Consider the following 21972-nt stretch of genomic DNA (forward strand, 5'->3'; position numbering starts at 1 on the left):
CATGGCCAAAGTCAAGAAACAGCCTCGCCCCAAGGCGCAGACGCCCAAAGGCTTCCGCGATTATTTCGGAGCAGAGGTGACCCGTCGGCAGGAAATGCTGGCGACCATCGCGCGCATCTATCACCTGTACGGTTTCGACGCGCTGGAAACGAGCGCGGTCGAGACGGTTGAGGCGCTGGGCAAGTTCCTGCCCGACGTGGACCGCCCGAACGAGGGCGTGTTCGCCTGGGAAGAAGACGGCGACTGGCTGGCGCTACGCTACGACCAGACGGCGCCGCTGGCCCGCGTCGCGGCGCAGTATCGCAACGACCTGCCGTCGCCCTACCGCCGCTACACGATGGGGCCGGTCTGGCGGAACGAAAAGCCCGGTCCGGGGCGATTCCGGCAGTTCTATCAATGCGATGCCGATACGGTGGGATCGGCGTCCATGGCTGCCGACGCGGAAATCTGCGCGATGCTGTCCGACGTGTTCGAGGCGCTGGGCCTTGGCGGCGACTACGTGATCCGCGTGAACAATCGCAAGGTTCTGAACGGCGTGATGGAAGTTGCAGGTATTGGCGGACCGGAACACGAGGCTGAACGCGGTATCGTCCTGCGCGCCATCGACAAGCTGGACCGCCTCGGCGAAGACGGCGTGAGGGCGCTGCTGGGCGAGGGCCGTAAGGATGAGAGCGGGGACTTCACGAAGGGGGCGGGGCTGTCGTCAGGGCAAGCCGATGTCATCGTCGGCTTCACCGGCGCGCGTCGTGATACAGGGGCCGCGACCTTGGAACGCCTGCGCGAGTTGGTGGGCGAAAGTCAGATCGGCACCGAAGGCATCGACGAACTGTCTCAGATCGCCGGCCTCCTTTCCGCCCAAGGCTACGGCCCCGACCGCATCGTCATCGACCCCTCCGTCGTGCGCGGACTCGGCTACTATACCGGCCCGGTCTATGAAGCGGAGCTGACCTTTGAAATCCAAGACGAAAAGGGCCGCCCACGTCAGTTCGGTTCTGTCGCCGGGGGTGGGCGCTACGATGATCTTGTGAAGCGCTTTACCGGGCAGGAAGTCCCGGCCACTGGCGTATCCATCGGGGTGGACCGGCTGCTCGCGGCGCTCGATGCGAAGGGGCGATTTGTGCAAGGCGCCGCAGGCCCCGTCGTCGTCACCGTCATGGATAAGACGCGCCTCGCCGACTATCAGGCGATGGTCGCGGATTTGAGGAAATCGAACATTCGCGCCGAACTTTACCTTGGGAATCCCAAGAATTTCGGCAATCAGTTGAAGTATTGTGACAAACGCAACGCGCCCTTTGCGGTCATCCAAGGCGAGGATGAGGCCGCGCGCGGTGTCGTTCAGGTCAAGGATCTGAAACTTGGCGCGAAATTGGCCCAAGAGCTGACGCATGAGGAATGGCGCGATCAGCCCGCACAGTTCGAGGTTGCCGTCGAAAACCTCGCCTCCGAGCTGGCGAAGCGCCTGACATGACCCGCGCCGCCGAGCGGGCAGAGGCCGCGCGATTCCTGCAGGACTTCGTGAACGCGGGCGCGCAGCCCGTCGAGACGGCGATCCTGCAACCCGCCGAAACCCTGCTGGACCTGTATGGCGAGGACATCCGCGCCCGCGCCTTCACCACCACAGGCCCAGAGGGCGAAGCCATGCTGCGCCCTGATTTCACCGTTCCGGTCGTGCAGATGCACATGGCGGAAGGCGGCGATCCTGCGCGGTATTGCTATTCGGGCGAGGTTTTCCGCCGCCAGCCCGCCGACGCTGAGCGGGCCGCGGAATATGTGCAGGTCGGGTTCGAGCTGTTCGGAGCCGATCCCGCGGGCGCGGACGCCGAGTGCTTCGCCCTGTTCCACCGCCTGCTCGCGCCTCTCAACCTGCGCGTCCACACCGGCGACATCGGTATCCTGACGGCGGCGGTGCGCGGCTTGAATACGACCGACGCGCGCAAGACCGCGTTGCTACGCCACGTCTGGCGGCCCCGTCGCTTCCGCGCGCTGCTCGACCGGTTCGCCGGGCGCGGCGTAGCCTCATCCAGTCGAAAGGCGCTGCTTGGAACAGCCGATCCCTTCGCCGACGCAGGCCCAGAGATCGGCCTGCGCACCCGCGCCGACGTCGAGGCGCGTATCGAAACCCTGCGCGCCGACGCCGACACGCCGCCGATTTCGACCGGCGAGCTGGAGCTAATCGACGACCTGCTCGCCATGCGCGAACCCAGCGACGCGGCACTGGCACACCTGCGCGACCTCTCTGTCGATCTGCCCGCCATCGCCCCTGCGGTAGACGGTCTTGCCCGCCGTCTCGACGCCCTGAATGCATCGGGTATCGCCCCGGCTTCGTTGCCGTTCGAGGCGTCGCATGGCCGGGCGACGATGGAATATTACGACGGCTTCGTCTTCTCCTTCTGCGCACCGTCGCGGCCCGACCTGCCGCCCGTCGCCACCGGCGGCCGCTACGACGCGCTGACCCGCGTGTTGGGGCAGGGGCGCGCGACACCGGCCGTCGGCGGCGTCATCCGCCCGGCCCTGACGCTGGAGGTCGCGCAATGCTGAAGATCGGCGTGCCGTCCAAGGGGCGGCTGATGGAAAAGACCTTCGATTGGTTCGGCGCACGCGGTCTGACCATGCAGAAAGGCGCGAACGACCGTGAATACGCGGGCCATGTGGAAGGGGCAGAGGATGTCTCTCTGGTGCTGCTCTCCGCCGGTGAAATCCCGCGCGAACTGGCGGCGGGGCGCATCCACTTGGGCGTCACCGGCTCTGACCTCGTGCGCGAAAAGCTGGCCTCATGGGATGCGCGCGTCGAGGAACTGGCGCATATGGGCTTCGGGCACGCGGATCTGGTCATCGCCGTGCCGCGCTTCTGGGTCGATGTGGACACGCTTGACGATCTGGACGCGGCGGCGGCGGCGTTCCGGCGGCGGCACGGGTTCCGTCTGCGGATCGCCACCAAGTACCACCGCCTGATCCGCGAATACCTGACCTACCACGGCGTTGCCGATTACCAGTTGATCGACAGTCAGGGCGCGACCGAGGGCACCGTGCGCAATGAAACGGCAGAGGCCATCGCCGACATAACCTCGACCGGCGACACGTTGCGCGCGAACCATTTGAAGATGCTGTCCGACGGTCCGGTCCATTCCAGCCAAGCGATCCTGTTCCGGTCGCGCGGTGCCGATTGGTCGAACGGCGCACGCGAACGGCTGGCTGCGCTGACGGCGCAACTGGGTATTTAGCGGACGCCCAGTTCCGACAAGGCGGCGCGCAGCTCTTCCGGCAGATCGCTTTCGCCGGATTTGCCCGCACGGATGTCGGCGGGGGCATCTTCTGGGTTCAAGTAGCGCCAGCCTTGGAACGGGCGGCGCTGCGCGTTCTCCACACGGATGATCTCTGGTTCCAGAAAGATCGCGCAGCGACGGATGCCGTCGGTGCCGATCATCTCTTCGAACGCGGTAATCTGTTGGCGCGCCTGGATCGCTCCGGCGATGACCCAATAGATCGACCCTCCTGTTTTCAAGATCTCATCGGCACGTTTCGGCCACATCCGGGTCAGATGATAATAACGCCCGTCGCGCCGCTGGTCGGACCGATGGGTCTGCCAGCCCTGCATCTGCTCGACCGATGCGCTGCCGACCGAAAGCTTGATAAGGTGGACCCCAGCCATTGTATTCTCCACAGTGTTATCCACAATCGGTACGAGTCGCCACGCCACACCCCATATATATGTTTCGACCCGAACCTGCCATGCGGCGTAGGCACAGCCTGCGCCCCCGAACCAAAGAGACGCCATGACCCGTTTCGCCGCCCCCATCGCCGAACAGATCTGGGATATGAAGTACCGTCTGAAAGATGCGGACGGCGTGGCGATCGATCAGACCGTGGAAGACACGTGGCGCCGCATCGCCCGCGCCATCGCGGCGGTAGAGAACGACCCAAGCGATTGGGAAGACACGTTCTATGCCGCCTTGCAGGATTTCAAGTTCCTGCCAGCGGGCCGCATCACGGCGGGCGCGGGCACCGACCGCAGCGTGACCCTGTTCAACTGCTTCGTGATGGGAACGGTGCCGGATTCCATGTCCGGCATCTTCGAGCATCTGCGCGAAGCGGCGCTGACCATGCAGCAGGGCGGGGGGATCGGTTATGATTTCTCGACAATCCGCCCAAAGGGCGCGCCCGTGTCTGGCGTCGCCTCGGATGCCAGCGGGCCGGTCAGCTTCATGGATGTGTGGGATGCCATGTGCCGCACCATCATATCGGCTGGCGCGCGGCGTGGTGCGATGATGGGCACGATGCGCTGCGATCACCCGGACATCGAGGATTTCATCGCCGCCAAGGCCGACCCCGCCCGCCTGCGGAATTTCAACATGAGCGTTCTGGTCACCGACCCGTTCATGGAGGCGGTGAAAGCCGATGGCCCATGGGATCTGCGCTTTGGCGGCCGCGTCCACCGCACGATCCGCGCGCGCGACTTGTGGGACGCGATCATGCGCGCCACCTACGACTACGCCGAGCCGGGCGTGATCTTCATCGACCGCATCAATCAGATGAACAACCTTGCCTATGCCGAGGAAATCGCGGCCACCAACCCCTGCGGTGAGCAACCCCTGCCGCCCTACGGCGCCTGCCTTCTGGGCTCGATCAACCTCGCGCGACTGGTGCAGGACGCGTTCGAGCCCGGCGCCGCGCTGGACCTTGATGCGCTTGACGATCTGGTCGGCACAGCGATCCGGATGATGGACAACGTGGTCGACGCCTCTCGCTTTCCGCTAGAGGCGCAGGCGCAGGAAGCCGCCGCCAAGCGTCGCATCGGTCTGGGCGTCACCGGTCTGGCCGATGCACTGGCGATGGTGGGCCTGCGCTACGGATCCGACGACGCGGCGCGTCTGACGCGCGATTGGCTGAAGCGCATCGCCCGCGCCGCCTACCTGACGTCGGCGCATCTGGCGGCAGAGAAGGGCGCCTTCCCGCTTTACGACGAAGATGCCTTCCTCGCGTCCGACATGATGGAGGCGATGGACGACGACGTGCGCGACGCCGTTGCGCGCCACGGCATCCGCAATGCGCTGCTGACCTCCATCGCGCCCACCGGCACGATCAGCCTCTATGCGGGCAATGTCTCGTCGGGGATCGAGCCTGTCTTCGCCCACAGCTACACCCGCAAGGTGCTGCAGAAAGACGGCACGCGGACCGAGGAAGAAGTCATCGACTACGCCGTGCAGGTCTGGCGCGACAAGCATGGAGACGTGGATCTGCCGGATCACTTCGTCTCGGCCCAGACGCTTGACCCGCTAGAGCATGTGGCCATGCAGGCCGCGGCGCAGGAATGGGTGGACTCCTCGATCTCGAAGACGATCAACGTGCCAGAGGATATCGACTTCGAGGCGTTCAAGGACGTGTATCTGGAGGCCTACGAATCAGGCTGCAAGGGCTGCACGACCTATCGCCCGAACCCGGTGACGGGCAGCGTTCTGGAAGTGGCTGCCAATCAGCCCGATACAACAGGAGAAGCTCCCGATGAACGCCATTGGCGGGAAGACGCGGACATCATTCACCTGTCCGAGCCCCTAGACCGTCCCCACACACTGGAAGGCCGAACCTACAAGCTGAAATGGCCCGGCTCGGCCCATGCCATCTACATCACCATCAACGATCTGGTGCAGGCCGGTCACCGCCGCCCGTTCGAGATTTTCGTGAACTCCAAGAACATGGAGCATTTCGCCTGGACCGTCGCGCTGACCCGCATGATCTCGGCTGTCTTCCGGCGCGGGGGAGACGTGTCCTTCGTGGTTGAAGAGCTGAAAGCCGTCTTCGACCCCCGCGGCGGCGCGTGGATCGAAGGCAAATACATCCCCTCGATCCTCGCCGCCATCGGAGGCGTCATCGAACGCCACCTGATCGACACCGGCTTCATCGCCGGGGAAGGCATGGGTCTGAAATCCGACCCCAGCGCGCAAGTCGCGGTAGTGGGTAACAGCGCCAAGGCCTGTCCGAACTGTGGCTCCTTCGAGGTGCGGATGGTCGAAGGCTGCATGACGTGTTTGTCATGTGGTCATTCGAAGTGTTCCGGGTAACAGCGTTAGTCCAGATGTCGGTGAAACGACCATCAAAACTTGTCCACTGGACCCGTTTTTTTGACCATTTGACCACCAAATCGTGTCCATTCTCTCTGTTGGCCAATGAGATCGCGGTCTAATAAGTCATGCTCTCGATCACAGCACGTGTTTGGTCTCCTTCAGGTAGTGCAACTGCTTCCATTGCGGCCTGTAAAATAAGGCGGGTCTTCGACCAGCCGAGACTTGGGTGCGCAATTGCAGCACGCAAAGGCGGGAGCGATGTCCGCGGTGAGGCGAAATTCGCCGGAATTTTCAGGTCAGGACTCATAGCCATTAGATGACGAGTGCTGCGAGGGCGATGGCTGACAGGAAGACCTTCGGGCACCTGTCGTAGCGGGTTGCGACGCGCCGCCAATCCTTCAACCTGCCGAACATGATCTCGATCCGGTTGCGCCGTTTGTAGCGACGCTTGTCGTACTTGACAGCTTTCTTGCGTTGCTTTCGGCCAGGGATGCAGGGCCGTATCCCTTTGTCTTTCAACGCTTCCCGGAACCAATCGGCGTCGTAGTCGCGATCCCCGAGCAGCCAATCGACATCTGGCAGGCTGCTCAGCAATGCCCGCGCCCCGATATAATCGCTGACTTGCCCGGCTGTGACGAACAGATTGAGCGGACGTCCCCGGCTGTCGCAGATGGCATGTAGTTTGGTGTTCCGTCCTCGGGCGAAACTGTCCCCCGGACAGTTTCTTCACCCCTCGAACCCCTTCGTCCGACCAATCAGACGTCCACGCCCCCCTTTTTGACGCCCAAACTGGTCGCGGTACGGTGAGCCTTCAGGTAGGTGGCGTCGATCATCACGGTCTTCTCTTCACCATGTTCGGCAGCCAGACCTGCCATCATCTGGGCGAAGATGCCTTTGTCGCTGCACCGCTTCCAGCGGTTGTAGAGCGTTTCAGGGGCTTACGCGGCCCCACAGGGGCCACGGTCCCCTTCAACCGTGTGGACCGTAGGCCGAAGGGGCGTCGCGCCATCTCGACCCATCACGATTAATGAAGATAATCCCACTCAATACACGTCTGTCATCAACGCGTGGCTTGTCGTGAGACTTGGGGGAGAAGGGCTCAAGACGCGCCATGTGCGCATCCGTCAGCCAGAAAAGATCAGACATGTTCACCGCTCGTTTTTCGAACCGTGAATCATGCTCCTAAGCGGATATCAATGGGTCCTGACCCTAGACCTTCACTGCTCATGAGGAAGCCGGCAGCCCGGGCGGATTGCAGGCATTCCCGCAGCTTCGCCTTGAAGCCCATCATGCGGACGGAATTGCCGTTAGCCGCAATTGATCGGTTCATGCCACACCTGCGAAGTCAGGCGGACGGACGGGCGAAAAGCGGAAATTCGTTGCATGCGTGAAATACTCGACAATTTGGGATGAGAGCAGACTTTTGCCGTTGTCTGAAAAAGAAAGTGGCATATCGCTGCGAAGTGCTTGATGTGGCGAATGTTATCAGACGACGCGTAGCGTTTCGCGCAATCTGATGTCGGTAAAGAGTTGCATGTGCGCCTCAGGTTTCTCATGCTGAAGGCGCTCAATCAAAGCTGTCGCGGACAATCGTCCCATCTCACGATGAGGGACATGCACTGTGGTGAGCTTGGGAGTGACGACCCGCGCGACCTCGATGTCGTCGAACCCTGTGATCGAAACGTCATCCGGAACGCTCAGTCCCATTTCGGTCGCCTTGGACATCGCGCCTATTGCCAGGATGTCGTTCCCGCAGATCACCGCGGTCGGGCGTGGCGAATGGTTCATCAGAATGCCGAAGGCCTCTGCGCCATTTTCGAATGAATAGGGCGTTTCCAATATCTGAATTGCAGCGGGGTCGAGTCCACGCCCGGCTGCGGCGTCGCGCACGCCTGACACACGGTCGCGCGCGCGGTCATTTCCATCTGTCGGGGCGCTGATCATCGCGATGCGTGTATGGCCGTACTCTATCACCGTGCGGGCCAAGTCGGCCATGGCGGTTCGGTTGTCGAAACCGACAGAGGGCGTCTGCGATGACGGGTCATGCGCCCACGCCACCAGATGAGGCACGCCGCGTTCCCGCAGCATTTCAGTTACCTCGGGGCGGCGATCGAAGCCGATGAGTAGAAGCGCGTCTGCACCTCGGGCCAGCAAAGTTCTGATCTGCTTTTCTTCCAGATCTGGTCGGTAAGAAGAAGAGGCGACCAGAAGGGTGTATCCGTTGAGTCCCAGCTCTTCCTGGAAAGCCTGCAGGCCGCGTGCAAAGATCGCGTTTTCCATGGTGGGTATGATCGCACCGATGGTGTTAGTGCGCTTGGCGACAAGCGCGCGCGCCCCGAAATTAGGGGCGTATCCGATGTCTGCGATGACCTGCAGCACACGTTTGCGGGTCGCTTCGCCTACCTTGTCGGGGAAATTCAGGCAGCGCGACACGGTCGCCGTCGAGACATTGGCCTCTCGTGCAACGTCCTGCACAGTGGGGGCGGGACGGGTCTGCTTGATGCTGTGTTCCACGGGCGTAGGCCTCTGCCGAAAGGAATATGTGCCGGCCGGCACATATGACTTTCCCTCTCATTAAGAATGCTCAACCGGAAGTAAACGCTTGCCTCATAAAATGTAAGCGCTTACATTCATCTCGACTCGGCAAGGCAGGGGAGGGCCTAGACGATGTTTCTACTCATCACGGTCGTCCTGTTCGGAGTCTATCTGTCCAACGTCGTTCTCGGCGCGCTGTCCGGATCCGCTTTCATGGGAGACGTGGGCGAGTTGCTGTTTCTGGCTGCATCCGCGCTGAGCTTCACCGCCGCGATCCTGAAAGCCGAAGCGACAAAACATCAAAAAGACCAACAGGACGTCCAAGGGAGGAACCTATGACAACCGACAAGCGCGAACTCGCGTCGGCGGAACGCCGCAATTTCCTTAAGCTCGCCGGAAGCGGCGGCTTTACTGCAGCTCTCGTTGCCGGATCCGCAGGCCTTTTGTGGTCTGACGCGGCCGTCGCCCAGACAAGGCAGGAAGAGCAAGAGCGCCAAGAGGCCGCCGAGCATACCATGACGCTGGCCACGGCCTACGTTCTGGGCGCGTCGCGCAGCTACCCGATCATGCAGCTCGACCTGAAGGAAAACATCCAGAACGCCACCAACGGCAAGGTCTATGTCAAGCTCGCCCCCGGTGGTCAGCTTGGTGCGGGCGGTGCGCTGGTTCAGGCAGTGCAGGCCAACACGATCCAGGCCGCGCAGCACTCCTTGTCGAATTTCGCGCCCTTTGCCAGTGCGGTCGACCTGATCAACCTGCCGTACTTCTGCGGCTCGAACCAGCGCTTCACGAACCTGACGCAATCCGACGCGTGGAAGAACGAAGTGCATCCGAAGGTCGAAGCCTCGGGCTTCAAGCCGCTGTTCTACGTGGTCATCGACCCGCGCGTCGTGGCCGTGCGTCAGGGTGGTGAGGCCATCTTGACCCCCGAAGACATGCAGGGCGTCAAGTTTCGCGTGCCGGGCAGCCAGATGCTGCAGCAGTACTACCGCATGGTCGGCGCGAACCCGACGCCAGTTGCCTGGGGAGAGACGCCCTCTGCCATCAAACAGGGCGTGGCCGATGCACTCGACCCGTCTGTCGGTGCGCTGCACGTCTTTGGCTTCGGAGAGATACTGTCCCACGTCACCTTCACGCAGGCCGTGCCGGACAGTCAGGTCTATTCGATGAACCTGGAGTGGTTCAACGAACTGCCGTCCGACGTGCAGGAAGGCCTGATGTTCGCGGGTGAGATCACCACCCAGCAGAACCTGGCCAAGGTGCCCGCCGCGCGCGCCTATGCCATGTCAGAGCTGCGCAAGAATGGTGTCGAGTTCCACACGCTGGACGACGGTCAGATGGGCCAGTGGAAAGAGGCCGGCGGCTACCAGCGTCCCGAGTGGGATCAGTTCAAGACCGATCTGGCCGGCTCGATGGACACCTTCGCCATGCTTGAAGAAGGCGCCGACACGCAGTCGCGCTACTACGTCCACGACGAGTAACAGAACGCCGGGTCGGCGTGTTTGAGTGCGCCGGCCCGACCCCGTTTCTGCCCCCTGACGATTCACCGCCGACCGGCTGAGGCAACCCGCTTTCCAGCCCATGGGAGGACTCTGTCTTGCGCATCCTTCACGCCCTGAACCAGAACGCAGAACGATGGCTGCTGCTCGTCTTCTACATCATGCTGGTGGCGACGATGTTCATCGAAGTGATGCGCCGGGAGGTGCTGTCTTACTCGTCCATCTGGGGCGAAGAGGTGGTGCGTTACTCCTTCATCTATCTTGCCTGGATCGGCGCGGCTGCGGCGGTCAAGGAACGCGGTCACATCCGCATCGACGTCATTCTTCATTATGTCGGCCCGCGGGCGAAGGCGCTGTTCTACATCTTTGGCGATCTGGTGATGTTCGCCGTGGCCATCGTGGCGGTCGTCTACTCGCTGGAGACGGTCCACTTGGCCTGGAAGTTCGGATCGGTCACCGATGGCCTTCGGGTCAGCCGCGTTTGGGCGCTGATGGCCGTGCCGGTGGGTTTTGGCCTCGTGATCCTGCGCCTCGTTCAATCCTTCCTCCGCGATGTCGCGGACCTTCGTGCGGGTCGCCCCGTCTACGAAGGCGACAAGCTCTTCGACTGAGGGACGCGCCATGCTCTGGAACCAACTCGATCAGACCGTCATCCTTGGCTGGGACTTCTACAGCTCCATCATCATCTTCGTCATCCTGGTGGCCCTTGCGGTGCCGATCTGGGCCGCAATCGGTGCCACGGCGATCACGCTGCTTTTGTGGTCCGGCGCGCTGCCGCTCAGCCTTGTGGGTGAAAAGCTGTTCACCGGCATCGACTTCTTCGCGCTGACGGCGGTGCCGCTGTTCATCCTGACGGGCGACGTATTGGTGCGAACGGGCCTATCACGCAAATTTCTGGATGTGGCAGAGGCGTTGACCCAGTTCGCTAAAGGCGGGTTCGGATCGGCCACCGTCCTGGTCTGCGGCATGTTCGCGGCGATCTCGGGCTCTGATGCAGCGGGGGCCGCGGCCGTTGGCCGAATGACGATCGACCGGCTGGTCGAAAGCGGCTACCCGCGCCCCTACGCCTGCGCTTTGGTTGCGGCCGGCGCATGTACCGGCATCCTGATACCGCCGTCCATCGCCTACATCATCATCGGTCTTGTGCTGGGCATATCCGCCTCGACCCTGTTCCTTGCCGCCGTGGTGCCGGGCATAGCGATCCTGCTGTCGATCCTGGCGACAAACATCATCATGAACCGCCTGAACGGCTGGGAGGGCGGTGGCAACATCGGGATGGGCGAATACTTCAGCCGCCTGGGCACGTCGCTGAAGTCCGGCTGGTACGCCTTCCTCGTGCCCGGCATCATCTTCTACGGCATCTTTTCCGGCAAGCTGACCCCCACCGAGGCCGGTGCCACCGCCGTTGTCGTGACCATCATCATGGGCTTCATCCTTGGCACCCTGAAGCTGTCGGATTTCCCGGCGATGCTGGTCAGTTCCGCCAAGGTGAACGGTGTGATCCTGCCAATCATTGCGTTCTCTGCCCCGCTGGCAGAGGCGCTTGCGATCATGGGCGTGCCGCAGGGGTTCGTGGCCGCCGCGACAGGTGTCAGCGAAGAGCCTTGGGTTCTGATTCTGATGATGATCGGCATCCTGATCGCGGCGGGCTGCGTGATGGAAACCACGCCCAACATCGTCATCCTTGCGCCGATCCTGAAGCCTTTGGCCGACAACATCGGCATGAACGAGATCCAGTTCTGCATCATGATGATCACGGCGTTGGGCGTGGGCTTCATCACGCCACCACTCGGTCTGAACCTGTTCGTGGTGGCGGGCATCACCGGCGAGTCGATCCTCAAGATCGCCTACCGCGCCATCCCCTTCGTTTTCTTCATGCTGCTGGTCACGGTCCTGATCGCCTACGTCCCCGCGATTTCGACCACCCTGCTGCCCGACATCTACAAATAGGAGCGCCGTCCCATGGCACGCGAATATCTTAAAAATGCGACGCTGACCTCTGGCAGCGATGCAGGCGAAACCCAGGCCATCGTGCGCGGTATCCTCGATGATATCGAAGCGGGTGGCGACAAGGCGGCGATGGAATACGCCGCGAAGTTCGACAAGTACGACGGCAACTTCCTGCTGACGGCCGAGGAAATCGAAGCGGCCGCCGCCAGGGTGCCCGAAAAGGTCAAGCGCGACATCGAGTTCAGCCACCAGAACGTAAAGCGCTTCGCCGAGGCGCAGAAAGCCACCGTCACCGATTTCGAGACAGAGATCCTGCCGGGTCTGACCGCAGGTCAGAAGTCGATCCCGGTCACGGCGGCCGGCTGCTACGTGCCCGGCGGGCGCTACAGCCACATTGCCAGCGCGATCATGACCGTGACGACCGCCAAGGTGGCGGGCTGCAAGCACATCGTCGCCTGCTCGCCCCCGCGTCCGGGCGTTGGAGTAGCGCCTGCGATCATCTACGCAGCCCACGTCTGCGGTGCGGACAAGATCTTGGCGATGGGCGGTGTGCAGGGCGTCGCGGCAATGACCTTTGGCCTGTTCGGTCTGCCCAAGGCCAACATCCTAGTCGGACCGGGCAACCAGTTCGTTGCCGAAGCCAAGCGCATCCTCTTCGGCCGCGTTGGCATCGACATGTTCGCAGGCCCCACCGACAGCCTGATCCTGGCCGACAAGACCTCTGACCCCGAGATCGTGGCCGTGGATCTGGTGGGACAGGCCGAGCACGGCTACAACTCGCCCGTCTGGCTGGTGACGGACGATCGCGACGTGGCCGAAACGGTGATGGCCCGCGTGCCCGAACTGATCGAGGAACTGCCAGAACTGAACCGCGACAACGCTCGCGCGGCATGGCGCGACTACGCCGAAGTCATCCTGTGCGCCGACCGAGAGGAAATGGCCGCAACCTCCGACGACTACGCACCAGAGCACCTGACGGTGCAGGCTGACGATCTGGATTGGTGGCTGAACCGGCTGGATTGCTACGGCTCGCTGTTCCTGGGCGAAGAGACGACCGTCGCCTTCGGCGACAAGGCGTCGGGCACGAACCACGTGCTTCCCACCAGCGGGGCCGCGACCTATACAGGCGGTCTGTCTGTCCACAAGTACATGAAGATTGTCACTTGGCAGCGCGCCACCCGCGACGGCGCAAAGCCCGTGGCCGAAGCGACCGCCCGCATCAGCCGCCTTGAAGGGATGGAGGGGCACGCCCGCACCGCCGATATCCGGCTGGCCAAGTACTTCCCCGACGAGACTTTCGATCTGAGCGCGAATGAGTGATCCCCGCGATCTCTTTGACCTGACGGGTCGCGTGGTGTGCGTCACCGGGGCCAGTTCCGGCCTTGGGCGGCGTGCGGGCACCGTATTGGCGCGCGCGGGAGCGCGCGTCGTTGGTGTCGCGCGACGCAGCGACGCGCTGGACGCGTGGCAGGCAGAAGCGGTTGGCGAGACAGCAGCCGTCACCGCCGACCTGTCCGATCTGGATGCGATCCCCAAACTTGCGCGGCAGGTCGCGCAGCCCTTCGGCGCCCCCGACATCGTGATCCACGCGGCGGGGCTGAACACGCGCGAAACCGCCTCTGACGTGACGCGCGAAGGCTGGGAAGCCACGCTCGCCCTGAACCTCTCGGCCCCGTTTTTCCTGTCTCAAGCGCTGGTTCCGGCGATGCAGGGCAAGAGCTGGGGGCGGATCGTCAACTTCGCCTCTCTGCAGTCCTACCGCGCGTTTGCGGGCGGTATTGCCTATGGCGCCAGCAAGGGCGGTGTCGCGCAGATGACCCGCGCGATGGCAGAGGCTTGGTCCGGTCACGGCATCACAGCTAACGCCATCGGACCCGGCTTCTTCCGCACCGAACTTACCGCCGCTGTCTTCGCCGATCCAGATCGCGCCGCCCGTAATGCAGCGCAGACCTGCGCTGGCCGTAACGGCGAGCCCGAGGACATCGATGGCCCGCTGATGTTCCTGTGCGCGCCTGCGTCCGACTACGTGACCGGGCAGGTGCTGATGGTCGACGGGGGGTTCACAGCGAAATGAAAGCGCTTGTCTATACCGGCGTGGAAACGCTTGAGCTGCGTGAGGTTCCCGACCCCGTGGCGGGGCCGGACTTGGCCGTGGTGCGGATCGAAAGTTCTGGCATCTGCGGGTCTGATATGCACGCTTACCTGGGCCACGATGATCGTCGCCCCGCGCCGCTGGTTCTTGGACACGAGGCGTCCGGCACCACCGAAGACGGGCGGCGCGTTACGATCAACCCGCTGGTCACCTGCGGCAGCTGCCCGGCTTGCCAATCGGGCCGCGACAACCTGTGCGCCACCCGGCAGATCATCTCCATGCCACCCCGAGAGGGCGCGTTCGCCAAAGCCGTCGCAATCCCGCAGCGCAACCTTTTCGAAATCCCCGACGCCATGTCGTTCGATCAGGCGGCACTGGCAGAGCCTATCGCCTGCGGCTGGCACGCCGTCCGGCTGGCGATCGCGGCGGGCGGTTGCGGTCCAGCGCTGGTCATCGGTGGTGGCCCTATCGGCGTCGGCGCGGCGCTGTCGCTGATCGCGCAGGGCATCACCGATGTGACGGTGATAGAGCCGAACGCCACCCGCCGCGCCTATCTTGTGGATCGGTGCGATCTGAACAGCGTCGCCCCCGACACCACTCTGTCCGCGACCTTCGGCATCGTCGTCGAAGGCGTCGGATACGCCGCCACGCGCGCGCAGGCCTCTGCCCTGTGTGCGCCCGGCGGTGTTATCGCGCATATCGGGCTGGGGCAGGCGGAAGGCGGGCTCAATATCCGGCGGATGACGCTGCAGGAAATCCGCTTCATCGGCACCTACACCTACACCGCCACCGACTTCCGCGACACTGTCGAGGCGATGTCGACCGGCCGGCTTGGCGCGCTTGACTGGATCGAAGCGCGCCCCCTGTCCGAAGGCGCACGCGCCTTTGCAGACATTCGCGCGGGCCATGTGCCCGCTCCGAAGATCATCCTTAAACCCTGAGACGATAGGAGACCCCAAATGGCTGAAATCCCGCAACTTCTTGTTCACGATCACGACGACAACGTCGGCGTCGTGGTGGTAGAGGGCCTGACCGCCGGCACCGACATGCTGTGCTGCGTTACTCACGACAATTCCACCTTCCGCCTGACCTCGAAGCACGATGTTCCCATCGGTCACAAGGTCGCGTTGAAGGATCTCAAGTCCGGCGACACCGCCACCAAGTACGGCGAGGATATCGGCAAGATCATCGCCGACATCGGCGAAGGCGAGCACGTCCACACCCACAATTGCAAAACCAAGCGCTGGTAAGGAGTCCTTCCAATGGCATCGAAATACTCGAATACGACCGTCATGGCCTACCGCCGCGAGAACGGCCGCGTCGGCGTCCGCAATCACGTCATCATCCTGCCCGTGGACGATATCTCGAACGCGGCGTGCGAGGCCGTGGCGAACAACGTCAAGGGAACCATGGCGATCCCCCACGCCTACGGTCGCCTGCAATTCGGCGAAGACCTGGACGTTCACTTCCGCACCATCATCGGCACAGGCGCCAACGCCAACGTCCACTCGGTCGTCGTGATTGGGATCGAGCCGGGCTGGACCAAGCGCATCGCCGACGGTATCCGCGAGACCGGCAAGGAAGTGGCCGAGTTCAGCATCGAGCAGAAGGGCGACTTCGAAACCATTCGCGCCGCCAGCTGGGCCGCCAAGGACTTCGTTCACAAGGCGACCGAGGTGCAGCGCGAAGAATGCTCGATCTCCGAGCTGTGGGTGTCCACCAAATGCGGCGAGAGCGACACGACCACCGGTCTGGGCAGCTGCCCCACCGTCGGCAACATGTACGACAAGTTGCTGCCCGAAGGCATCACGGGCTTCTTCGGCGAAACCTCTGAGATCACGGGCGCAGAGCACATCTGCCAGAAGCGCGCGATCAACGAAGAGGTCGGCGAGCGGTGGTACAAGATGTGGAAGGCCTATCAGGACGACGTGATCTTCGCCCACCAGACCGATGACCTGTCCGACAGCCAGCCCACCAAGGGCAACATCGAAGGTGGCCTGACCACCATCGAGGAAAAGGCGCTTGGCAACCTGGAAAAGATCGGACGCACGTCGCAGTTCATCGACATTCTGGAGCCTGCCGAAGCCCCGAAATCCGGCAACGGCCTGTACTTCATGGACTCGTCTTCGGCGGCAGCGGAATGCGTCACGCTGATGGCGGCTGGCGGGGCAGTGATCCACACTTTCCCGACGGGTCAGGGCAACGTGGTGGGCAATCCCATCGTGCCGGTCATCAAGATCACCGCGAACCCGCGCACCGTGCGCACCATGTCCGAGCATGTGGACGTGGACGTGTCCGGCATCCTGCGGCGCGAGATGACCATCGACGAAGCTGGCGACGCGCTGATCGACATGATCCGCCGCACCGCCAACGGGCGTAACACCGCGGCAGAGGCACTGGGCCACCGGGAATTCTCGATGACCAAGCTGTACCGCAGCGCCTGATACCAACGGGCCGCCCCTATCTCGGGGGCGGCCTTCCAACGGAGCGCAGCATGCCCCCCGCCACAGCAACCCTGACCCTCAGCGCCGCGACAGACCTGATCCTGCGCGCACTGACCGCCAATGGCGTGCGACAACAGACTGCCGCTTCGGTGGCCAAGGCGCTGGTCGCCGCAGAGGCGGAAGGCCAGCAGGGTCACGGATTTTCCCGACTGGCCGATTACGTGGCGCAGGCCCGCAGCGGCAAGGTCGTAGCAGACGCCGAACCGCAGCTGATAGTTGCGGAGGGCACAGCGTTGATGGTCGACGCGAAGTACGGCTTTGCCTACCCGGCGCTTGATCTGGCCATCGACGTCCTGTGCGATGCCGCCCACCGCATGGGCACCGCCAGCGTCGGTATAACCCGATCCCATCACTGTGGCGCGCTGTCGGTACAGGTCGAACGGATCGCCCGGCAGGGTCTGATCGCGATCATGGTCGCAAACGCGCCTGCCGCGATCGCACCGTGGGGCGGCAACCGACCGGTATATGGCACAAACCCCATCGCCTTCGCCGCGCCGCGTACCGGCACCGCCCCGCTGGTCATCGACCTGTCACTGTCGGTCGTCGCGCGTGGCAAGGTGATGAACGCACAGAAGACTGGCCAGCCGATCCCGGAAGGCTGGGCATTCGATTCCGACGGCGCACCGACCACGGACGCCCAAGCTGCACTGGATGGCACCATGGCGCCCATCGGCGGCGCGAAAGGCACCGCGCTGGCGTTGATGGTGGAAATCCTTGCGGCCAGCCTGACCGGCGCGAACGCAAGTCGGGACGCGGGCAGCTTCTTCACCGCCGAGGGCGACGCTCCAGGTACGGGCCAGTTTCTGATAGCCCTACGCCCCGGCGCCGGCTTCGCCGACCGGCTGGAACCCCTTCTGACCGCTATCGCGGACACCGAAGGTGCGCGTCTGCCGGGCGCGCGCCGTGCGCAGGCCATCGCAGCGGCAACGGCTCACGGCATCGCGGTTCCCGAACTCTATCTACGTCAGGCGCAGGAAATGGCAGGCGATCATGGCTGAAACCACCGCTTCCCCCGAACGCGGAAAGCTGCTGTCTCGCTTCAAGCCATTGGTGCCGGGGCTGTTGATCATCATCGTGATCGCCTTCGCCAGCCAGTTCGTTGCCGAACACTATGGCGCGCCCTCAATGCTTCTGGCCTTGCTGTTCGGCATTGCGCTGAACTTCCTGTCCGCCGATGAGACCGCCCGGCCCGGCATCGAATTCGGGGCGAAGACGCTGTTGCGGATCGGAGTTGCCCTTCTGGGTGTGCGGATCAGCGCGGATGTCATAGGCTCGCTGGGATGGAGCGTCGTGGCACTGGTCGTCTGCGCGGTGCTGGCCACCATCGGTTTTGGTTTCGCGGTGTCGCGCATTTTCGGCTTTCGGTATCGCTTTGCCTTTCTGTCGGCGGGGGCAGTGGCGATCTGCGGCGCATCGGCGGCCATGGCCATCGCCGCGATCCTGCCAAAAGACGACCGCTCAGACGAGCGGCTGATCTTCACTGTCGTCGGCGTCACCGTGCTGTCGACACTGGCGATGGTCCTTTATCCGGTGATTATTGGCGTCGCGGGCTGGGACGATCGCCAGTCGGGCCTTTTCATCGGCGCCACCATCCACGACGTGGCACAGGTCGTGGGTGCGGGTTACTCGATCTCGGACGAAGCAGGCGTGACCGCGACGTTGGTAAAACTGCTGCGCGTGCTGATGCTGGCCCCGATGGTCGTCGTAGCCGGGCTGGCGATCCGCATGCGCATGACCGAAGCGGACGACACCGGCAAGCGCCCGCCACTGGTGCCGGTCTTCGTGGCCGGCTTTCTGGGGCTGGCCGTGCTGAATGTGCTGGGTCTGCTGCCGGCCTTCATCACCGCGCCAGCTTCAGCCGCATCGGGCTGGGCCCTGCTTGCCGCCATCGCCGCCGTTGGTCTGCGGACCGTACCGCAACGAATCCTGAACGTGGGCCTGCCTGCCGTCGGGCTTCTGGTGGCGGAAACGCTCTTCCTGGCGCTATTCGCGGGCGTTGGGCTAAGTCTGTTGAACTGACCGTCTTGAGTGCTTGGGTTGAGGGAGATCGCATCGCTAGGCCAAGCGCCGAAAGCAATTTCGGGACAAGGCAACGCTATTTCTCGGAAGCGCATGTAGACGGCCATTTTGCACGAAGCGCGCCCGGGATTCGCATCTGGAGTCCAGCGGCATAACAGGACGGCATGTCCAAGCCCGCGCCCACCCGCTACCGCACCCTGAACTGGTCCAGTTTCAACGTCGCGCTGCGTAGGCGTGGGGCTCTGACGGTCTGGTTCGACCCGTCGACGCCATGGCATGCGGCGCCCTCGGGCAAGCGTGGCGCGCAGCCGGTCTACAGCGGTAAGGAGGATCAGCAAACGGTCCAGCGGACCGTTTGCCCGGCGAACGCGATCCAAGCCTGCCCGACGGTGAAGGGTGAAGGGCGCCCCGGAAACGATCCGGGGGATCGTTTCAGCCCTGAAGGGGCGGATCCCCGGTCCTCTTCGGGCTGCCGCTTCGCCAGAGTGAGACAATGGAACGCCAATGGTCCGAGAGACATTTGCGAACGGCTTCGTCGCGAGCCTGCTGAAGCGCGCGGGGCTGGTCCGGCCGGTGCCCGACCGCTCGACGCCGTGTCGTCGTCAGAATGAGATGGAACCGTGGCCCCGGTGGGGCCGCGTAAGTCCATCGAACACTGGCCGTGCAACTGCCCGACCGCGGCAGCGGCGAGCCGCTGCACCCGCTCGTCACCTCTCGGGATCATGCTGCGCATGACCCTGCCGGGCAGTGGATGGCGCCCATGACGGGTGGGCCTGCCGCGACGCCGTCGCCAACCGTGGCGCTGATGCGTTCGGATGCTCTCTCGAACCGATGGCATTCGCATCCTCACTCCCGCCGCGTCGGACCGCCAGACCGTGGAAGAAGGACAGTCCCGGTGCGGGGGCAAGGAACGAGGCCCTGCGGGCCATAAAGCCCTTTGGACGGACGCTCTGGCGGAAATGGAGTGGCGACCATCGACGCAGCCACGTTGAGACCAAGATGAATGGCATGAAGCTCCTCGGTCAGACGCTCATGTCCGTTCGGCATCGGCCGCGGACCGATGGCGGCTCGATGCCTTACCTTCGACCGCCAGACCGCCGAACTCCAAGTCCGCATCGCCATCCTCAACCGCTTCACCGCACTTAGCATCGCCGTCACGCAGACTGTCGGCTAACGTCAGGCGGGGAAAGGGGAGATCCGTTCGTCAGGCGTTTCGTGCGACAAGGCCTAGCGTCGGCTGGCGCAATAACATCAGCGGATAGTTCCTGGGCAGGCAGAAAGGGGGCGGCTCAATCCCAAACCAAAACGGCCACCCGCTTGGGATGGCCGCAGAGTCGCTAGGGTCGAAGTGATCAGGCGGGTTCGAACACGCCGCAGGCGATCCGCTCGCCTGCATCACCGGCGGACTGCGTGATGTAATCGTCGGGGCCTGCGTGCACGATGAACGCGGCACCATCATCGTCGAAGACCATGCTTTCGATATCCAAACGCGCGTTGAAAGCCTCGACGGTCATGGCTCCGTCAGAGCCAACGGTCGCGTTCGGCAGGTCACCCGGATGCGGGCCGTTCTCGGCAAACACACCATGCTCAGCCTCGCCAGCGATATGACCGCCCGCAGAGGTGAAATCATCGGCCGAGCAGTCGCCCGTTTCGTGCAGGTGGATGCCATGCGCACCCTCTGGCACGCCATTCAGCGCCACGATTACCAGCGACGTGCCCGACAAGGTGCGGTTGATCGTGACGGTCCCGATGGAATTGCCCTCCCGGTCCGACACTTCAGCACGCGCCGCGGTCACGAAGCCGCTGTCGCCGATTTCGGCCATGTCGCCGTTCGAATGTTGTTCTGCCATGACGGGCAGGGCGGTCAGCGCGCCGATACTGGCGGCAGTCAGGATGGATCGAAACATGGGGCACTCCTTGCAAAATTACTCATTGCCCCATCAACAAGGCCACCGCCCCCTTGTTCCGCCGCATGGCCCCTTGCGACCACCGGGCGCACGGCGATAGACCACGTGGCGAGCGGTCCCTTAGCTCAACTGGATAGAGCAGCCGACTTCTAATCGGCAGGTTGAGGGTTCGAGTCCTTCAGGGATCGCCAGAAATTGCATGTTGCTGCAAAGATGGGTCTTTTGCGCGCATACACCGACGTTGCAACGCATGGATTTGAAACGACGGGTACTTGGAAGGCTGCGGATGACGAGATCGACCATTCACGATGTGGCGCGCGTGGCGAATGTCAGCCTCTCTACCGTCGACCGTGTTCTGAATGGGCGCAACTCCGTCCGGCAATCGACGCGAGAGAAAGTCGAAGAGGCTGTCCGGTCGCTGGGATATGTCCGCAACACGGCTGCCGCGAACCTGTCCCGCCAGCGGCGCACGCGCTTCGTCTTCCTTCTGCCCGGCGGCGCGAACAGTTTCATGCGCAATCTGGAAGACGCAGTCGTGTCCTATGCGAAACCGCTGATTGCCGAGGGCGTCGACGTCGTGGTGCGCACGGTGCCGGCCTTCGACGGAGCGGCGTTGTCGCGCGAGTTGAACGCATTGGATACCGATGCGCTGGACGGCGTCGCCTTCGTGGCGGTGGACGCGCCAGAGGTCAGGGACGCGGTGCAGATGCTGCGGCGCAAAGACCTTCCCGTGGTAACGCTGGTATCTGATCTGCCGCCTGACCTGCGCGCGCATTTCATCGGGATCGACAATATCTGGGCGGGTCGGACGGCAGGGCGCCTTCTGGGCCGGTTCTGCGGGGCGACGCCCGGCAAGATCGCCGTCGTCGCCGGGGCGTTGATGATGCAGGACCACGCCGCGCGCTACGCAGGGTTCCGCCAGGTGCTGACAGAGGATTTCCCCCATCTGGAACCGCTCCCGCCGATCGAGGCACGCGACGATGCACAACTGGCCGAGGGCCGGTTGACCGATCTGCTGGCTTCCACCGATGGCATCGTTGGGATCTACAGTCTGGGCGCGGGCAATCGCGGTGTGGTTGCAGCGCTCAAGACGATTCGTTCCGTGCCTCCGGTCGTCGTGCATGAACTGACAGAACACTCCCGTGACTGGTTGCTGAAGGGTGAAATTGACGCGGTCATCCGTCAGGACCCGGCGCGCGAAGCGCGGTCAGCCGTGCGCACACTTCTGGCATTGTCGCTAGGCAAACATCTGAACAAAGACGAAAATCGTGTGGGGATAGAGATCTTCTTGCGCGATAATCTACCCTGAGTCTCACTCTCCGTTCATTCGTCACGCCGAATTAACTAGCTGTTGGCAGCAGCTTCCCCCTTTCGTTCGTCAAAAAATGACGTACGTTAGTCAGAATT

Annotated in this window: 19 protein-coding genes, 1 tRNA gene and 3 pseudogenes; 18 read left to right on the forward strand and 5 right to left on the reverse strand. The window is 63.3% G+C overall.

Annotated features, from left to right (window positions below; translation table 11 throughout):
- Nucleotide 1: 1 nt before the first annotated feature.
- The 3 genes from hisS to hisG are packed head-to-tail and all read left to right on the forward strand — an operon-like array spanning nucleotide 2 to nucleotide 3221.
- Nucleotides 2-1468, forward strand: coding sequence for a histidine--tRNA ligase (gene hisS / locus FIU81_RS03430; RefSeq protein WP_124111888.1), 1467 nt, complete (start codon nucleotides 2-4; stop codon nucleotides 1466-1468).
- Nucleotides 1465-2538, forward strand: coding sequence for an ATP phosphoribosyltransferase regulatory subunit (locus FIU81_RS03435; RefSeq protein WP_124111889.1), 1074 nt, complete (start codon nucleotides 1465-1467; stop codon nucleotides 2536-2538). Before hisS ends, FIU81_RS03435 begins: the two co-directional genes overlap by 4 nt.
- A complete protein-coding gene (gene hisG / locus FIU81_RS03440) occupies nucleotides 2532-3221 on the forward strand; it encodes an ATP phosphoribosyltransferase (RefSeq protein WP_124111890.1) in 690 nt (229 codons plus the stop codon). Before FIU81_RS03435 ends, hisG begins: the two co-directional genes overlap by 7 nt.
- On the opposite strand, the gene FIU81_RS03445 is transcribed toward hisG, so the two are convergent.
- Nucleotides 3218-3649, reverse strand: a complete 432-nt coding sequence (locus FIU81_RS03445) for a DUF1489 family protein (protein WP_124111891.1) — start codon at nucleotides 3647-3649, stop codon at nucleotides 3218-3220. The two genes, hisG and FIU81_RS03445, sit on opposite strands and share 4 nt — an antisense overlap.
- Before the next feature lie 124 nt (nucleotides 3650-3773).
- On the opposite strand from FIU81_RS03445, the gene FIU81_RS03450 reads away from it, so the two are divergent.
- Nucleotides 3774-6056, forward strand: coding sequence for an adenosylcobalamin-dependent ribonucleoside-diphosphate reductase (locus FIU81_RS03450; RefSeq protein WP_124111892.1), 2283 nt, complete (start codon nucleotides 3774-3776; stop codon nucleotides 6054-6056).
- Nucleotides 6057-6371: 315 nt separating this feature from the next.
- Here FIU81_RS03450 and FIU81_RS03455 read toward each other — a convergent pair.
- The 3 genes and pseudogenes from FIU81_RS03455 to FIU81_RS17130 form a co-directional block, all read right to left on the reverse strand.
- Nucleotides 6372-7205 (reverse strand): annotated as a pseudogene (locus FIU81_RS03455) (IS5 family transposase).
- Nucleotides 7206-7544: 339 nt separating this feature from the next.
- The gene (locus tag FIU81_RS03460; RefSeq protein WP_413816233.1) at nucleotides 7545-8339 is read right to left on the reverse strand and encodes a substrate-binding domain-containing protein; all 795 of its coding nucleotides are present in this window, start codon (nucleotides 8337-8339) and stop codon (nucleotides 7545-7547) included.
- A gap of 120 nt (nucleotides 8340-8459) precedes the next feature.
- Nucleotides 8460-8615, reverse strand: a pseudogene (locus FIU81_RS17130) (LacI family DNA-binding transcriptional regulator); the annotation flags it as partial.
- A gap of 111 nt (nucleotides 8616-8726) precedes the next feature.
- On the opposite strand from FIU81_RS17130, the gene FIU81_RS03465 reads away from it, so the two are divergent.
- The 12 genes and pseudogenes from FIU81_RS03465 to FIU81_RS17135 all read left to right on the forward strand — a co-directional run bounded on the left by FIU81_RS03465 (nucleotide 8727) and on the right by FIU81_RS17135 (nucleotide 19832).
- A complete protein-coding gene (locus FIU81_RS03465) occupies nucleotides 8727-8933 on the forward strand; it encodes a hypothetical protein (RefSeq protein WP_124111893.1) in 207 nt (68 codons plus the stop codon).
- On the forward strand, nucleotides 8930-10075 hold the full coding sequence (locus tag FIU81_RS03470; protein WP_124111894.1) for a TRAP transporter substrate-binding protein: 1146 nt from the start codon (nucleotides 8930-8932) through the stop codon (nucleotides 10073-10075). The genes FIU81_RS03465 and FIU81_RS03470 overlap by 4 nt, the downstream gene beginning before the upstream one ends.
- A 116-nt stretch (nucleotides 10076-10191) precedes the next feature.
- The gene (locus FIU81_RS03475) at nucleotides 10192-10704 is read left to right on the forward strand and encodes a TRAP transporter small permease (protein WP_254695983.1); all 513 of its coding nucleotides are present in this window, start codon (nucleotides 10192-10194) and stop codon (nucleotides 10702-10704) included.
- A 10-nt stretch (nucleotides 10705-10714) separates the two neighbouring features.
- Nucleotides 10715-12043, forward strand: a complete 1329-nt coding sequence (locus FIU81_RS03480) for a TRAP transporter large permease (protein WP_124111895.1) — start codon at nucleotides 10715-10717, stop codon at nucleotides 12041-12043.
- Nucleotides 12044-12055: 12 nt separating this feature from the next.
- Nucleotides 12056-13363 carry a histidinol dehydrogenase gene (gene hisD, locus FIU81_RS03485; RefSeq protein ID WP_124111896.1) on the forward strand — a complete coding sequence of 436 codons (1308 nt, stop codon included), beginning with the start codon at nucleotides 12056-12058 and terminating at the stop codon, nucleotides 13361-13363.
- Complete coding sequence (locus FIU81_RS03490; protein ID WP_124111897.1) at nucleotides 13356-14117, forward strand: SDR family NAD(P)-dependent oxidoreductase; 762 nt, start codon at nucleotides 13356-13358, stop codon at nucleotides 14115-14117. Before hisD ends, FIU81_RS03490 begins: the two co-directional genes overlap by 8 nt.
- Complete coding sequence (locus FIU81_RS03495) at nucleotides 14114-15076, forward strand: alcohol dehydrogenase catalytic domain-containing protein (protein WP_124111898.1); 963 nt, start codon at nucleotides 14114-14116, stop codon at nucleotides 15074-15076. The genes FIU81_RS03490 and FIU81_RS03495 overlap by 4 nt, the downstream gene beginning before the upstream one ends.
- Nucleotides 15077-15094: 18 nt before the next feature.
- A complete protein-coding gene (locus FIU81_RS03500) occupies nucleotides 15095-15385 on the forward strand; it encodes a UxaA family hydrolase (protein ID WP_124111899.1) in 291 nt (96 codons plus the stop codon).
- A gap of 12 nt (nucleotides 15386-15397) precedes the next feature.
- A complete protein-coding gene (locus FIU81_RS03505) occupies nucleotides 15398-16579 on the forward strand; it encodes a UxaA family hydrolase (protein ID WP_124111900.1) in 1182 nt (393 codons plus the stop codon).
- A gap of 50 nt (nucleotides 16580-16629) precedes the next feature.
- On the forward strand, nucleotides 16630-17637 hold the full coding sequence (locus FIU81_RS03510; protein ID WP_124111901.1) for an Ldh family oxidoreductase: 1008 nt from the start codon (nucleotides 16630-16632) through the stop codon (nucleotides 17635-17637).
- The gene (locus tag FIU81_RS03515; RefSeq protein ID WP_124111902.1) at nucleotides 17630-18658 is read left to right on the forward strand and encodes a YeiH family protein; all 1029 of its coding nucleotides are present in this window, start codon (nucleotides 17630-17632) and stop codon (nucleotides 18656-18658) included. The genes FIU81_RS03510 and FIU81_RS03515 overlap by 8 nt, the downstream gene beginning before the upstream one ends.
- A 164-nt stretch (nucleotides 18659-18822) precedes the next feature.
- Nucleotides 18823-19832 (forward strand): annotated as a pseudogene (locus tag FIU81_RS17135) (hypothetical protein).
- Between the two features lie 178 nt (nucleotides 19833-20010).
- Here FIU81_RS17135 and FIU81_RS03525 read toward each other — a convergent pair.
- A complete protein-coding gene (locus FIU81_RS03525; RefSeq protein WP_124111904.1) occupies nucleotides 20011-20565 on the reverse strand; it encodes a superoxide dismutase family protein in 555 nt (184 codons plus the stop codon).
- Between the two features lie 114 nt (nucleotides 20566-20679).
- Here FIU81_RS03525 and FIU81_RS03530 point away from each other — a divergent pair.
- Together FIU81_RS03530 and FIU81_RS03535 are read left to right on the forward strand one after the other, a co-directional pair.
- Nucleotides 20680-20756: transfer RNA gene (locus FIU81_RS03530), tRNA-Arg, on the forward strand.
- 95 nt (nucleotides 20757-20851) lie between these two features.
- Nucleotides 20852-21874 carry a LacI family DNA-binding transcriptional regulator gene (locus tag FIU81_RS03535; RefSeq protein WP_124111905.1) on the forward strand — a complete coding sequence of 341 codons (1023 nt, stop codon included), beginning with the start codon at nucleotides 20852-20854 and terminating at the stop codon, nucleotides 21872-21874.
- Nucleotides 21875-21972 lie beyond the last annotated feature (98 nt).

The sequence above is a fragment of the Palleronia sp. THAF1 genome, assembly GCF_009363795.1.
GTDB lineage: Bacteria > Pseudomonadota > Alphaproteobacteria > Rhodobacterales > Rhodobacteraceae > Palleronia.

Excerpts from the sequence above, each read along its gene's own strand:
- FIU81_RS03510 (WP_124111901.1), top strand. The coding sequence starts at position 16,630 with ATGCCCCCCGCCACAGCAACCCTGACCCTCAGCGCCGCGACAGACCTG.
- FIU81_RS03505 (WP_124111900.1), top strand. The coding sequence starts at position 15,398 with ATGGCATCGAAATACTCGAATACGACCGTCATGGCCTACCGCCGCGAG.
- FIU81_RS03445 (WP_124111891.1), bottom strand. The coding sequence starts at position 3,649 with ATGGCTGGGGTCCACCTTATCAAGCTTTCGGTCGGCAGCGCATCGGTC.
- FIU81_RS03460 (WP_413816233.1), bottom strand. The coding sequence starts at position 8,339 with ATGGAAAACGCGATCTTTGCACGCGGCCTGCAGGCTTTCCAGGAAGAG.
- hisG (WP_124111890.1), top strand. The coding sequence starts at position 2,532 with ATGCTGAAGATCGGCGTGCCGTCCAAGGGGCGGCTGATGGAAAAGACC.
- FIU81_RS03525 (WP_124111904.1), bottom strand. The coding sequence starts at position 20,565 with ATGTTTCGATCCATCCTGACTGCCGCCAGTATCGGCGCGCTGACCGCC.
- FIU81_RS03495 (WP_124111898.1), top strand. The coding sequence starts at position 14,114 with ATGAAAGCGCTTGTCTATACCGGCGTGGAAACGCTTGAGCTGCGTGAG.
- FIU81_RS03465 (WP_124111893.1), top strand. The coding sequence starts at position 8,727 with ATGTTTCTACTCATCACGGTCGTCCTGTTCGGAGTCTATCTGTCCAAC.
- FIU81_RS03450 (WP_124111892.1), top strand. The coding sequence starts at position 3,774 with ATGACCCGTTTCGCCGCCCCCATCGCCGAACAGATCTGGGATATGAAG.
- FIU81_RS03470 (WP_124111894.1), top strand. The coding sequence starts at position 8,930 with ATGACAACCGACAAGCGCGAACTCGCGTCGGCGGAACGCCGCAATTTC.
- FIU81_RS03490 (WP_124111897.1), top strand. The coding sequence starts at position 13,356 with ATGAGTGATCCCCGCGATCTCTTTGACCTGACGGGTCGCGTGGTGTGC.
- FIU81_RS03435 (WP_124111889.1), top strand. The coding sequence starts at position 1,465 with ATGACCCGCGCCGCCGAGCGGGCAGAGGCCGCGCGATTCCTGCAGGAC.
- hisS (WP_124111888.1), top strand. The coding sequence starts at position 2 with ATGGCCAAAGTCAAGAAACAGCCTCGCCCCAAGGCGCAGACGCCCAAA.
- FIU81_RS03535 (WP_124111905.1), top strand. The coding sequence starts at position 20,852 with ATGACGAGATCGACCATTCACGATGTGGCGCGCGTGGCGAATGTCAGC.
- FIU81_RS03515 (WP_124111902.1), top strand. The coding sequence starts at position 17,630 with ATGGCTGAAACCACCGCTTCCCCCGAACGCGGAAAGCTGCTGTCTCGC.
- FIU81_RS03500 (WP_124111899.1), top strand. The coding sequence starts at position 15,095 with ATGGCTGAAATCCCGCAACTTCTTGTTCACGATCACGACGACAACGTC.
- hisD (WP_124111896.1), top strand. The coding sequence starts at position 12,056 with ATGGCACGCGAATATCTTAAAAATGCGACGCTGACCTCTGGCAGCGAT.
- FIU81_RS03480 (WP_124111895.1), top strand. The coding sequence starts at position 10,715 with ATGCTCTGGAACCAACTCGATCAGACCGTCATCCTTGGCTGGGACTTC.